Origin of the sequence: Enterobacter asburiae, from assembly GCA_011754535.1 — a bacterium.
In the GTDB taxonomy this organism is placed as follows: Bacteria; Pseudomonadota; Gammaproteobacteria; order Enterobacterales; family Enterobacteriaceae; genus Enterobacter; species Enterobacter cloacae_N.
Genome location: JAAQVN010000001.1, coordinates 57,790 through 72,052, shown reverse-complemented (window position 1 = coordinate 72,052; position 14,263 = coordinate 57,790). Strand labels below are relative to the sequence as shown.

At 60.6% G+C, this 14,263-nt stretch carries 2 protein-coding genes; both read right to left on the bottom strand.

Annotated features, from left to right (window positions below; genetic code table 11):
* Positions 1 to 760: 760 nt before the first annotated feature.
* The gene (locus HBM95_00300) at positions 761 to 1,120 is read right to left on the bottom strand and encodes a hypothetical protein (GenBank protein NIH41393.1); all 360 of its coding nucleotides are present in this window, start codon (positions 1,118 to 1,120) and stop codon (positions 761 to 763) included.
* Positions 1,117 to 14,253 carry a filamentous hemagglutinin N-terminal domain-containing protein gene (locus HBM95_00295; protein ID NIH41392.1) on the bottom strand — a complete coding sequence of 4,379 codons (13,137 nt, stop codon included), beginning with the start codon at positions 14,251 to 14,253 and terminating at the stop codon, positions 1,117 to 1,119. Before HBM95_00295 ends, HBM95_00300 begins: the two co-directional genes overlap by 4 nt.
* Between the last annotated feature and the right edge of the window lie 10 nt (positions 14,254 to 14,263).

Below are 14,263 nucleotides of genomic sequence, written 5' to 3'. Positions count from 1 at the left end.
CGGGCTGTCGGGTCCTTCTGCTCCTTGACCAGGGACGCCAGAAGAGGGGCAGCCCCCGCTGCCGCGCCTGCCTTCAGGTTACCGCCAAGCGCACCCGCCAGTAATCCCGCCGCTGCGCTGCCCTTCGTCCAGAAGGCACTCCCCGGACCGTACTCGGTATTCTGATATCCGGGCTGCGTCTTCAGGAACGCTTCCTGCTCCTGCGGCGTATCGCCCTGCAGTTTTCCTTCTGACGCCAGCTTCGCGCCCAGCGCCGCATTGGATTCCCGCGCTTTCTGCTCCGCATACTTGCCGTAAGCATCCAGCGCAGAGGTGGCCAGCGCCGCGCCTTCGCTCTGGACCGCCAGGTTATCCCTGACCTTTTGCACATCACCGTTCACGTCCACGCCGGGGTGGGCATCAGCCGTATCACAGCTCAGGTCAGCAATATCCTGTTTTTGTTCCGCCGGGTTGCGAATGACAATGCTACCGCCACTCACCGCTGATGAGGTCGTCCCGGTCTGGCTCTCTTCTCCATGGCCCGTACCGATGGCCGGAGCCAGGTTGCGGTTGCTGCCACCCGCGCTATCGGAAAGCGCCACCGTATAGCTGTTGCCGCTGGTCTGGCTCTCGTTGTGGAAATTACTGAAACCCAGCGTGGTGCAGCGGGAGTGCTAAACGATATCGGCGATGTGCCGGTGATTAGGGGCCGGGACGGGCATTTTAGGTGAGCCTGACGGCTAAAAGAAGATCCCGGCCCGGTGGCCGGGATCTCTACTACTTAAGGCTGATAATCTTCATATTCCCAGAAACTGAGTCGACTTAATTTGATGGCTGCTTTTGACCAATCACTATCATTGCAGGCAATGACCTTTTTCTCTACGTAAGAAAGGATCTCATCATAATCATATTCTTCGACAATGATCATTCCTTTACCAGACAAAACCGTATTTGATATTAGCTCGTTTTGAAGCCAAATTGGCGTACATACCAACATATCAAAAGCTTCAGCACCGTCTTGATCATTGGGTCCGATCATTGCTCTGATCCAACAACTAAAGTTGACAGGATCGGTTGGCCAATAGTTTATTAAACTATCTTCCAGTTCCAGCGATCTCAGCCCTTTCAATTCAATATTCATTTAGTTATATCCAGATGTCCATTGCTAATAGGTCTTCCCGTTGGCGTCAGTTTTTGTTCAAAATTGGCCTGAACCCCAGTCGTGGCATGAGGACTATTTGGTTTAGATGAAGGTGGGCGATAAACTCTCAACCCATCAGAACTTACCCATGCGGTACCATCACTAGATACTCTATACCCTGGCCCTACCCATGCTTCACCTAATGCGTTAGCGTCCTTAGCAGTAGCCTGGCCTAAACCAAAATTACCTTTGTTCCCTTTTGCCGCATCCCTCAATATACCTATCTGTTCTTCGACAGGTAGGGAAGATATATTATTGACATCGGATTTATTTGGTTGAGATTCAGTGCTCCGCGCATTCTCCTCATCCTGCGGCTCCCAGCCTCCCGGCGTGCCTGATCCCGCGCCACCCAGCTCTGCCTTCTCACCATCCGTCAGATCCTTGCCAATATTCGGATTCGAATTACTCCCGGAACCGTACTTATCCTGCAACGAACTGAGATACTTACTGGTGATCTCATCATTGCCCATCATTTCCAGGGTAACAAGATGATCCAGTTCATCAGTAGTCAGTTTGTCGGCAAGTGTTTTCGCCGCAGCGCCAGTAATACCGGCTTTCACCCCGATTTCCAGCAACTGCTCAGCAACTTTCGTCCGGCAGGGCGCTGCGATAGCACATCCTTCAAGGGCGAGTTTACTCAGCGAATTATTCTCAACCTCCACCTTCGCCGTTTCCGACGCCATCGCCGCCATGGAGACACTGCCATCCGTCACCGCAGCGCCCGCCAGACCTCCCGCGATACTCACGAGGCTACTGACCAGCCGTTTCTCATCCGCTGTCAGGTCACTGGATTTTTTATCTCCATACAACGCACTGACCAGATGGTCGGTCATCGCCGAGGCCGTAATGGCACCGATGGCTCCGGCCTTCAGGCCATCCGCACTGCTCCCGCCACTCAGCTGCGTCAGCGCCGCGGCCACAATACCGTGCAGCGCGGCACGGGCTGTCGGGTCCTTCTGCTCCTTGACCAGGGTCGCCAGCAGAGGGGCCGCCCCCGCTGCCGCGCCTGCCTTCAGGTTACCACCAAGCGCACCTGCCAGTAATCCCGCCGCTGCGCTGCCCTTCGTCCAGAAGGCACTCCCCGGACCGTACTCGGTATTCTGGTATCCGGGCTGCGTCTTCAGGAACGCTTCCTGCTCCTGCGGCGTATCGCCTTGCAGTTTTCCTTCAGATGCCAGCTTCGCGCCCAGCGCCGCATTGGATTCCCGCGCTTTCTGCTCCGCATACTTGCCGTAAGCATCCAGCGCAGATGTGGCCAGCGCCGCGCCTTCGCTTTGGACCGCCAGGTTATCCCTGACCTTCTGCACATCACCGTTCACGTCCACGCCGTGGTGGGTGTCAGCCGTATCACGGCTCAGGTCAGCAATATCCTGTTTCTGTCCCGCCGGGTTGCGAATGACAATGCTACCGCCACTCACCGCTGATGAGGTCGTGCCGGTGTGGCTCTCTTCTGCCTGGCCCGTACCGATGGCCGGTGCCAGGTTGCGGTTTTCACCGTTTCCGCTGCCACCCGCGCTGCCGGAAAGCGCCACCGTGTAGCCGTTGCCGCTGGTCTGGCTCTCGTTGTGGAGATTACTGAAACCCAGCGTACCGGTGTCGAGGCTATTTTTATCAGCAGACGCCGTGGATGCAATCACCGCGCCGTCAAGCTGGGTATGATTTCCGGTGGTGACAGCAAAGCCGCCCTTGCCTGCGAATATCCCGCTCTGTTCAGCAACGCTCTTACCATTCTGAGTGATATTCTCACCCGATGCACTGACGCTACCGGAAGAGGCACCATAACACAGTGGCGGTATGCACAGACTGAGGGACGCGCCTGACGAAGACTGCTTACTGTCATAACTGGCCGTATCCTGCACGCTGCTGATGGTGAGATCGCGTCCAGTGTTCACCACCACGCGGTTACCTTCCAGCTCCGCGCCTTTCAGGGTGGTGTCGCGTCCGCTGTTCACCGTGAGCTGTTCATCAGCATGGACAACGCTGTTGGTATTGCGCTGCGACTGGCTGTTTTCCTTACCCTTATGCTGTGACGCCCCCAGCTCCACCGAGATGCCGTTTTGCGCACCAATCAGGCTCACACCAGCCCCCACGCTAAACTGGCTACCGCTGTTTTTGCTCTCAGAGGTGGTTGTGTTCTGGGAGGCCGCCAGCAGAATATCCCGACCCGCTTCCAGCGCCACGTGTTTACCCGCGATCTGCACCCCCGTGCCGGCAATGTCATTTCCGGCTCGGACAGAGACATTCTCACCGGCAGTAATGGTGGTGCCCTGCGTGTCCGTACTATGGTAACGACTGTCCTGTGATGACGTCCCCGCCGTTAAAGACACTTTAGCTTTGATGAGCGACGAGTCCGACATCGCGCCCTGTGCCGCGGTTGCCGCCGACTGGCCTGTTCTGATGGCGGTCAGCCTAGGGTCATCGCCGTTTTCTGCGCTGCGGGCAGCCGTCTCAGCGGCTTTTGCAGCATCGACAGCCCAACCACCAGCAGATGCCGTCACACCATACTGGGCGCTGCTGCTGTGGTTTTCACCGTCACGGGTATCCCGGCTCACGCCCATGAGTACATTTTCGCCACTGAGTGAGACCGATTTACCGGCACGGATATCCGTACCTGACAGGGAGAGATCGTTACCTGCCTGTGCGACAACGTTACCGTTTTTGCTGCTTAGCTGGCTGCGCAATCCGTTTTCGAGGCTGCTATCTTCCCGACTGCTGTTTTTTTCATGGCGGTAGCCTGCTGTAGCGCTGTAACCATCGCCTCCCAGCGTTCCCAGCGATTTGCTGCTGCCGCTGCTCTCATTACGTGATGTATCGCGTCCGGCTGAAACGGAGATATCTCCATTTGTGGCTGACAGCAACAGATCATCCGTGGCGGTCATCCGGCTGCCGCTGATATTCACGCTGCCGTCACGACTGTTAACGTAAATATCTGAGCCCTGAATGACCGACGCGTTTTGTGTGGTCCGGGTGCCGCTACTGTTGTTCTCCGCCTTGCTCATCCCGCCCGGCAGGAGCTGATTGCCGTGGGAACCCCCACCCGAGATGGCGCGAACAGCACTTCCGGCACTCAGGTCGCTCGAAAGATTCCAGCCGCTATTTTTAGCGCTGCTGCTGTTTTTCTCGCTGTCTGTGGAGGTGGTGATATCAACGTCGCGTTTCGCATCGAGGATCACCGTTTCACCGGCCTTAGCCTGGCTCCCGGCAATCAGGATATTGCCGCTGTTGCTGCCTCCCTGTTTACCGGTGGCAGTCATCTGGATATTGCCTGCGGCGGCAAGATGGCTGCCGCTGTTAAACTCGCCCTCGTAGTACGACTCAGAGGAAGACCGGCTGCTGCCTGCGGCAATGGCCATCATCTGCCCTGGTCCGTCAAGCCCGAGCGCACCGCCTTCTGCCCCCAGCCCCTTCACTTTATCAACGGTGCTGTTGCCACTGTTGCCCTTACCGCGCACGATATCGCGCACGTTACGCACCGTGTCTTCGAATGGCGCTTTCACACTGACCGTTACGCCAGACGATTTAGCCTCCTGCTTCATGGACTCAGTGGTCGTATCCCGTCCAGGAAGGATGGCGATGCTGTCGCCAGTGATATCGATATGGCCAGTTTTACGGGAGGCATCATCCTTCGCTCTTCCGGCAACCACATCTGTTGCACTCAGCTGGACGTTATTTCCGGCGCTGATGATGACATTACCGCCAGAGGTACCCACCGTACTGCGGGCATCGCTCTGCGTCGTATTTGCCCCCTGTCGGGTGGATTTCGAAGACTGCGACCCGATGGTGATACCCAATCCCGACCCGCTGGAGAACACACCGGATTTCTTCGTCTTCTTCATGTCGTAGAACGTGTCGGTGTTGGTTGCTGCCTCCACCGTCAGATCATTTCCAGCCTTCAGGGCCACATCGCGCTCCGCAGCAACCGACGAGCCCTGCACCGTCAGGTTGTTACCTGCCTGGAGAGCAACGTTGTCGCCGGAAAGCTGCGTACCTTTCTCACGTGTGTGCGTTTCTTCATGGATGGTGTGAGTCGTTTTTTTACGCAGGAACCCGCCGGACGTCTTTTTCTCTTCCCGGTATGCATAGTCACTTTCGGTCGCCGTGGTAAGGGTGATATCCCGCCCGGCGGCCACAGCCGTATTGCCTGCGGCATAGATATCCGCTGCCTGCGCGGTCACATCCCGTCCGGCGACAACCGTCGCATTCCCACCCGCCGTGATGTCAGTTCCCAGCTGACGCACCGACTCGTTAATAACGGTTTTCTTGCCTGACCTGTAGCTGTCGCCCTGCGTGGTCTCTTCCGCAGCCAGATTCACGTCGCGACCCGCCTGCAGCCCGACATTTTTCTCCGCCGCCAGCGCGGCGGCCTGAGCGTTGATATCCTGCCCGGCCTTTAGCACCAGGTTATCGCCTGCGGAAATCGTGGTGCGGTCGATTCCGGTGCTGTGGGATTCGCTTTTCCCTTTCTGGCTGCTTTCGCTGGTCTGTGCCGCGTTCAGGTTGAGATCGTTGCCCGCACTCAGCCCCGCGCTACCGCCCGCCTTCAGGTCGCTGGCGGTCACGTCAAGGTTGTGCCCGGCATTCACCAGCAGGTTGCCCCCCGCGGTGACGTTACTGCCCTGATACGTGACGGACGAGCGGCTGGTTTTCTCCCGGCTGGAGCTGTATGCGTCGTTGATCTGATTCGCGTTGACGGCAATATCGCCCCACGCGTTCAGCAGCATGTCGCCGCCGGAGGCCAGGTTCGCCCCGGTCACGGTGATGTTTTTCCCCGCCTCAAGCGACAGGCCATCCTGTGCGGTAATGGACGCCGTGTTGCCCAGAAGCGTGTCTTTCAGGCTGATGTTGCTGTATTTCCCTTTGGCATTGATATCAATCTGCTCAACCTGGGTCAGGTTGTTGATGCTGCCGTCCAGGCTCTCCAGCGCGACCGTTTTACCGCTGATGGTGGAGCTGATGTTATTGATGTCGCCGATGGCGCTCAGGTTCAGGTCGCCGCCCGCTTTCATCAGGCCGCTGTTGAGGTTGCTGATGCTGTTCTGGCTGTCGAGCGTCAGGCTGTTATTCGCCAGCAGCGAGCTGCCGCTGTTGGTGATGCTGCCGCCCTTCAGGGTGACGTTGTTGCCTGCGATCACGCTGCCGTTATTGACGGTGACGTCCTTCGGCGACAGGTAAAGTTTCGGCACCATCACCGTTTCACCGTTGACGGTGGCTTTCTCCCACCACAGAAGGCTGTGGTCGAGCGCGGCAATCTGGTCCGCAGTCAGCGAGACGCCAAACTGCAGGCCCAGAGACTGCTGCGCCGCCGCGGCGTTGTCCATCAGATAGCGCATTTGATCCAGATCGGAGCCGATGCCGTTCAGGTAGCGGTTGCCGGTCTGGTTGAGCACCACGTTGGAGACATAGCGGGTATCGAACGCCGCATCGCCCAGGAAGCGGTAGTCGTAATCCGGGTTCAGGTTGAGGCGACCCAGCATATAAGACGAGCCGAGGAACTGCTTCTCGTCGGTAAACGCCAGCCGCGTCTCCTGCGGCGCCGTGGACGACGGTTTGACCCCTAGCATCGCGTTCAGGTCGGCAAACAGGGTGGGATCGAGCTGTCCGAGGCCGTTCAGTTTCGGGTTAATGTTGATCAGGTACGGGCTTTTCGGATTGTCGTTGAAGACAAAATAGCCGTTGTTGCCCGAAGGCAGCGGGTAGGCGCTGGTATCGACGCGCTGGCCCTGATAATGCCCGACGGCACCGCCCTGAGCGGTTTTGAGATCGGCGGTGGTGGCCCCGGCGTTCGCCAGGGCGCCCAGCTGGCCGAGATTGGCTTTGCCTTTCTGCGTGGTAGCAATGTTGCTGAGAGAGGTGCCGGACGCACCGCCATTTTCCAGCGCCCCGCCGCCGTTAAGCTGCTGCAGCGCACCCTGGAGCTGATCGTTCCACTGCGGCGAGTTTACCGCCACGGTACCGGTATTGCTCAGCCCCTGTTTTTGCACCCCGCTGCCGATGGTCTGGTTGCTGAGGGTGTTCAGGGACGGCGCGGAGATAACGTTGCTGACGCCGCCCGCGTTAGCGGTGGTATTAGTATTGCTGATATTGCTGGTGAAGTTTGCTGTGACGTTGCCGCCCGCCTGGATGACGGCTCGGTAGAGTTCACCCGGTTGGAATTCTGTTTCATGCCCAACCAGATTGTACTCAATAGTATCATTCTTGAATTTTATATTCTTACTACCAGCCGTGCCTAACTGACTTGTTGCGTAACCAACAGATGCAGATAACGGTTTATATTCATAAATCAGGTAGTCAATCTCACTACCTGCCTGCCAGCTCTGGTTATTTAATTGATTTCCTGACAGGTGAATATCACCGTTTGCCAATATATTGCTGGCATTATTATCAAGCCTGGAAGCCTGAATATTCAGGTCGCTACCTGAAGCGATACGCCCTACTGGAGAATCGCCCCCTGTAATAACAGTTGTGCTGTATCTTCCGGAAAAACGCTGCCTGACTGTATTTTTAAAAGGAGCCAGATAATAGTATGTGGAGCGATGGATATTACATGCACTATTAGCTCCACAGTTACCAGCACCCGGACCAGTAATGACTTCACGCGAATAAAAACCATAACTTCCATCTGGCAGAGCCGTAACAGGTACATCTATTGTCGACTCACCTGTCATCCAGTCATCAACTGGTTGTACCTGACTCTCAGTTGACGCTTTAAGCCCTTCCCGCTCATTTCGTAAGTTGATGGTTTTAATATTAAGACTTCCACCCTGCGTCTCAATATTCCCCGACGTATTCACCACCTGGCTATTAGCATTCCCCGCCGCATCCCGCTGCATCCACAGGTTGTTCCCCGCCATGATGTCGCCGCGCTGGTTGGTGATGCTGTCGGCCAACAGCGCCAGATTATTGGCCGCATACAGCAGCGCGGTGTTGACGATGGCGCCCGGCGCGCTGAGAGTCAGCGAGCCGCGCGTGCCGGTGAAGCCGTCGACGGTAATATTGCTCCGGCTGGCCACGGTGATATCGCCCCCGCCCTGCACCGAGCCCGCGGCGTTCAGCGCCACATTGCTGCCAGAGAGCATACTGGCACCGCCGCCGGTAGTGATTTGTCCGTTGTTGCTGAGCTGCCCGCCCGCGCTGAGGTTAACCGCCTGCCCCTGCAGCACGCTGCGGTTATCGATGTCGCCGCCGCTGCTGATGGTCAGGGTTCGGCCTGCCGCCACGGCGGTCCGGCTGGTAAACGCGTTCGTCAGCTGCAGCGTTAAATCGCCCAGGGAAACCAGCTGGCCGGTGAGGTCCAGCCCCCGGCTCTGCAGCCACAGGTTGCCGCCGCTCAGCAGCTTGCCGCCCGCGCTCTGGGTCACCTGGTCGGCATTAATATTCAGCTGCGCGTTGCCGAGCAGCGTGCCGCTGTTGTTCAGATGGCCGTAGTTAACCGTCAGCTGTCCCGCCTGGGTGGTGCCCTGGCTGGCAAGCGTGGTGCCGGTCAGGGTGGCCCGGTCGGCCACCCACGTGCCGCCGTTAGTGGCGTTCGCCGCATTGAGGATCAGGTCAGTGGCCTGCAGCCAGCCGGTGCCGGTGAACTGCGGCGTGCCGAGCGTCAGGCGCGCGCCGGAAAGCAGCCTGCCGTCATTACGCGCCTGCGAGGAGGCGGTCACGCACGTCTCGCCGCCGCCCTGGATCAGGCCGTAGTTAAACAACGCGGGTGTGGTCAGCGTCAGGCCATCGCGGCTGACGATTTCGCCCCCGCCGTTGTTGGTCAGCGTGCCGCTGAGGGCCAGCGTCGCGCCGTTATCGCCCTGCAAACGTCCGCCGTTGGTGAGCGCCCCGGTAGTGATGCCGAGCGTGCTCCCCTGAATCTTCCCGTCACTGGTGACGGTGGCCGCCGTGACGTTCAGCGCCCCGCCGGAGAGCAGGGTGCCGGATGACTGCTGCCTCACCGCGCCGGTCTGGCTGAGGGTCAGGCCGTTCACGCCGCTGATGGCGCCGCTGTTGCTGAGCGTGCCGCTTTTCAGCGTCAGGTTTTTCGCCGCCCATTGCCCCTGGTTCGCCAGCGTGGCAGCCTGCAGCGTCGCGCTGCCCAGCGCGGTAATCTTGCTGCCTGCGGTGCCAGTGAGCGTGTCGACCAGCGTCATCTGCAGCGCGTCTGCGCTCTGCACCGCACCGCTGTTGGTGAGCGACTGGGCGTTGAGCAGGATATTTTGTGCCTGCCAGCTTCCGGCGTTGGTCACCGCGCCGGACGTCATCGTCAGGGTGCCCTGAGTAAGCAGCTTGCCGCCTGCGCCGTTAATGAGTTCCTGCTGCGGCGCGGCCATCGCCATGCGCGCCATCAGCCGCTGCTGCCCCTGCAGGGTCAGGCTCTGCAGGCCGGTTAAGGTGCCCTGGTTGTTGATGCTGCTCTGACTCAGCGTGAGGCTTTTCCCCTGCACGGTGCCGCTGTTTTTGAGCGTGCTGCCGCCGAGCGTCACGTTATCCTCGCTGAGAAGCTGCCCGCGGTTATCCAGCGTCCGGGCGGTGATATCCGCTCCGCCCTGGCTCATCAGCGAGCCGTTTGAGGTCAGCGTGCCGCCTGCATTTGCCGTCAGCGTTCCCTGACTGAGCAGTGACCCGCCGTGCGACCAATCGGTGGCGCGGACGTCTGCGCCGTTCCCCTGCAGCGTGCCCTGGGTGGTCAGCAGGCCTGCATCCAGCGTCAGCATGCCGCCGGAAAGCGTGCGCGAATTCGTGCTCGTGGTCAGCGTGGTGCCGATGAGCGCCAGGCCGTTCGTTCCCTGCATCAGCCCGCCGTTGTTGAGATCGCGAGCGTTGAGGGACAGCGTGCCGCCCATGATGCGCCCCGGGTTCTCCAGGATGTCCGCGGTGAAGGTGGTTGCGCCGCCGCTCTGCAGCAGCCCGGTATTTGTTAACGCCCCGCTGAGCGTGCCGCTGAGTCCCGTCAGCCCGTTCACCGTGCCGCTGTTGGTTAGGGTGCTGCCCGTCATGCCCAGCGTCGCGCCCTGCAGCGTACCGGCGTTTGTCAGCTGTCCGCTCTTCAGCGTGAAGCCGCCGCCGGAGAGCCATTTGCCGTTCAGCTCGTTGATAAAGCGATCGGCGGTGGCGTTAACGGTGTTGCTGCCCTGCATCAGGCCGCTGTTGCGCAGTTCCGTTGCGCCTGCGGTCAGCGTTTTGCCCGCCACCGTGCCGCTGCTGGTCAGCATCGTTGCGTTAAGGATGGCATTTTCAGTGGCAACGAGGTTCCCCGTATTTGTCAGGGTGTTGCTCAGGCCAAGATCCAGACTCTGCGCCTGAATATCGCCCTGGTTCGTCAGGTCACTTCCCCGGAGGGTGAACCCGCCGTCCACCAGCAGCAGACCGGCGTTATCAAGCGTGTCGAGGTGTAAATCCAGGTTGCTGCCGCTCACCAGCTGTCCGGTATTCCTGTTACTCAGCGCGTGGGTGGTCAGCGCCAGCGCGTCGTTACCCTGCAGAATGCCGGTGTTGGTCAGCTGCGCGGCGTTCACCGCCAGCGACTTCCCGGCCAGCTGGCCGTCGTTAAACAGCTGCGCCGCCGTCAGCGTAAACAGGTTCTGGCTGAGCAGAGCCCCTTTGTTGTCCAGCCTGCCGGTGGCGGAAAGCGTCAGGGCGTCCAGCGCCTGAACGCTGCCCCGGTTGCTCAGGCTCTCTGCGCCAAGCGTCGCGCTGCGTCCCTGAAGGCTGCCCGCATTGCTGAGGTTTTTTCCGCTCAGGGTCAGGGTCTCGCCGCCCGTCACCTGCCCCTGGGCCTGGTTCGCGAAAGTATCGCCGGACCAGGCCAGCGTGCTGCTGCCCTGAAGCAGGCCGCTGTTCTGCAGATCGCCGCGCAGGGTCAGCACTTTCGCCAGCAGCTGGCCCCGGTTATCGGTGCTGCCGGCCTGCACGTCCAGCGCCTGCTGGCTGAGAACCTTGCCGCTGTTGGTCAGCGCGCCGGTCACCTCCGCCGTCACGCCCGCTTCCCCCAGCGCGTTACCGGTGTTGATCCACTCGCCGGTGGCCAGGTTTAGCGTTTTGCCCTGCAAAAGCCCGGCGTTGTTTAAGGTGGTGTGGTGCAGATCGAGCGCGCCACCGGAGAGCAGCATGCCCGACTGCTGGTTGCTGAGCTGCGCCCCCGTCGCCGTCAGGGAATGGGTGCCCTGCAACGTGCCGCCGTTAGTGACTGCCGCGCTGTTGAACTGTGCGTCGGTACCTGCCATCAGCCCGCCGTTCGTCAGGCTGGCGGTAGTCAGGGTCAGGCCGTCCCGGGCAATCACCCGCCCGTCGGCATCGTTGCTGGCCTGACGGGTCAGGTTCAACAGCAGCGCGGTGGCGCTGAGTTCGCCGCTGTTAGCAAGCGTGTCGCCGTTGAGCTTCAGCGTTCCGCTGCTGCGCAGCGCGCCACGGTTACTGATGTCTGCCACGCCGAGCGTCAGGGTATCTTCCCCCTGAACGGTGCCCTGGTTTTGCAGGCTGTTCGCCGTCACGTGCAGGTCGCTGGCCGCAATATTGCCCGTGTTAACCAGCGTGGTGCCGTTCAGCGTGATCCGCTCGTCCGCCAGCAGGCGTCCGCTGTTGCTCAGGTTGAGATATTCGCTGCTCAGACTGAGGCCGTTGATTTCACCCTGGTTTGTCAGCGTGTCGCCTTTGACGCGCAGCGTGCCGTCGGTGGTGATAAGACCGCTGTTAGCCAGCACCGGGATGTTCAGCGTTAAATCCTGCGCGCTGTAGACCGATCCCCCACTCAGGTTCACGAGCGATCCGGTCTTCAGATTGAGCAGGGTGGTTCCCTGCAGCAGCCCGCCGTTCTCTACCGACGCACCGTCCAGCGACAGGGTATCGGCCACCAGCGAACCGCGGGTGGTGATGCGGTCGCCTGCCGTCAGGGTCATGCGGTCCGCTTTTGCGACGCCGGACAGGAGGATGTTCTGTCCGCTGAGGCCGATCGTACCGGCGGTAAGTTCCCCGCTGCTGGTCAGGTCGTTGGTCGCGTTAAAATTCAGGGTGTTACCGGTGGATTTCCCGGCATGCGCCAGCGTGCCTGCGGTCGCCAACAGCGCTCCTTTTGCCGCCTGGGTGCCGTTCAACGTCGCATTCTGCGCCTGAAGGGTAAGCGCCTGCCCGCTTTGCAGGCGGGCATCCCGATCGGTGATCAGATCGCTGGTGGAAACGGTTAATGCCCCCGCCGCGTCCGTCTGCCCGTTCAGGTTGGCGCTACGGTTGGCGGTAAGCTGGACGTTGCCCTGGCTGGTGGTACGGGATGCCTGACCGCTGGTCAGGGTATCGGCCTGCGCCGTCAGCGCCGTCGTGCCGGACAGGGTGCCATTCTGTTCAAGTGTGCCTGCTGTCACGTTCATCGCGCCGTCAGCCAGCAGGCTGCCGCCGTTACGCAGGGTTTGCCGCGCCGTGACGTTCGCATCCCCTTTCGCGCTCAGCGTGCCCTGCTGCTCCAGGGTACCGGCGTTCAACGCCAGCGTTCCCGCGCTCTGCAAAGTACCGCTATTGGTAACCGTCTGCCCCCGTAAAGTGATGTCGCTACCCTGAACCGCACCGCCGTTCGTCAGATCTCCGGCATTCACATCCAGATGGCCTTTCGCCGCCAGCTGGCCGCCGTTTGACACCCTGTCGCCGGAGAGCACAATGTCGCGCCCCGCATTCACCTGTCCCTGGTTACTGACGGTGCTGCCCGTCAGGCGGATATCGCCCGAGGCGTCGGCCCGGCTCTGGCCGTCCAGCACCAGCTGTCCGACGCTCAGCGCAAGGTTCTCCCCTGCCGAGATCGCACTGCCCGTGGCTGACAGCGTGCCGCCGGTCAGCGTGGTGCGGGTATCGCTGCCGACGCGGGTACTGGTCAGCGCGATATCCTTTCCGGCCGCCACGCTGAGCGCGCCTTTACTGGTGATGCTGCCGCCGCGCTGCGTCAGGCTGCCGTCGGTAGACAGCATGGTGTCGGTCTGGCCTGTCAGCGTCGCATCCGAAAGCGCAATCCCCTGCCTGCCCACGACCGCCAGCGCGCCCGCGCTGTTCGTCCCGCCGCCCGTCATCTGCACTTTTCCCTCACCGGAAAGGCGCATATCGCCGCTGCTGGCGAGCGTGCTGTTATTGAGTTCCACATCCTGCGAGCTGGTCACGTTCAGCGCGCCACCGGCCTGATGGCTGCCGTTGAGGGCCACCCCCGCGCCGCTGGCGGCGATCGTTCCGCTGGCAAGGCTGTTCGAGACCGTCAGTTTGCCGCCCGCATCAAGCTGAATATCCCCCTGCCGCGCGTTGAGGTTGCCGAGGTTCACCCCCACGCCCGCCTCGCTGGAGACCAGGCGGATACGGTTGGCATACATCCCGCCGAGCGCGCCGGTATCCACAGCCACGACGGGTGCTGCCCCCTCACCGGCAATCGGCTTAACGCTTCCATCTGCGCCAACGCGGTTCGCCCCCGCCGTCACCTTCAGGTCGTTCGCGTGAATCGCGGCGTTCACTTCCGTTGCGCGCGCAATAATCGACAGCGCGTCGCTCCTGCTGGCGTCCAGCCCCTGGCCTTCAACCGTGATGGCCCCTTTCGTTACATCCAGCGCCAGCAGGTTACCGTTAGCGTCAAACTGCGGTTTACCCGTAGTCAGCGTGGCATTGGGGGTGTTGATAAACCCGCATCCGTTACAGGTGATACCGTACGGGTTAGCCACCATGACGTTTGCCGCCTTGCCGGCGACTTCCGTATAGCCCTGCAATTGCGAGCGGCTGGCTCCCGTGACTTCGTTGATGATGCCTTTCGCTTCCCGCCCGGCCTGCAGGTTGGGGTTGTTCTGGATAAGCCCGCCCAGCTGGGTCTGGGTTAAGCGGTCCGTGCCGTTATTGAGGATAAGCCCCTCTTTGCCGACGTTGTAATCCTGGAACTGGTTATGCGAAATACCCGCCCCGTTCGGCGTGGCGATATTGATGACCGGAACCCCGTTCCCCGCCCGATCCACCGTGGTCTGCCCGGTCGGCGTGAGCGCCGCCGCGACGGCAGGAGCCATCGGTTGCCAGATCATCAGGCCGCAGACAATCCAGCTGATCAGACGCTGCGAGAAACGAACGGGAGGGTGACGGGTATCCATAGTCGTAGAG

Bases quoted from the DNA above. Each gene is read 5' to 3' on its own strand.
- HBM95_00300 (NIH41393.1), bottom strand. From the start codon at position 1,120: ATGAATATTGAATTGAAAGGGCTGAGATCGCTGGAACTGGAAGATAGT.
- HBM95_00295 (NIH41392.1), bottom strand. From the start codon at position 14,253: ATGGATACCCGTCACCCTCCCGTTCGTTTCTCGCAGCGTCTGATCAGC.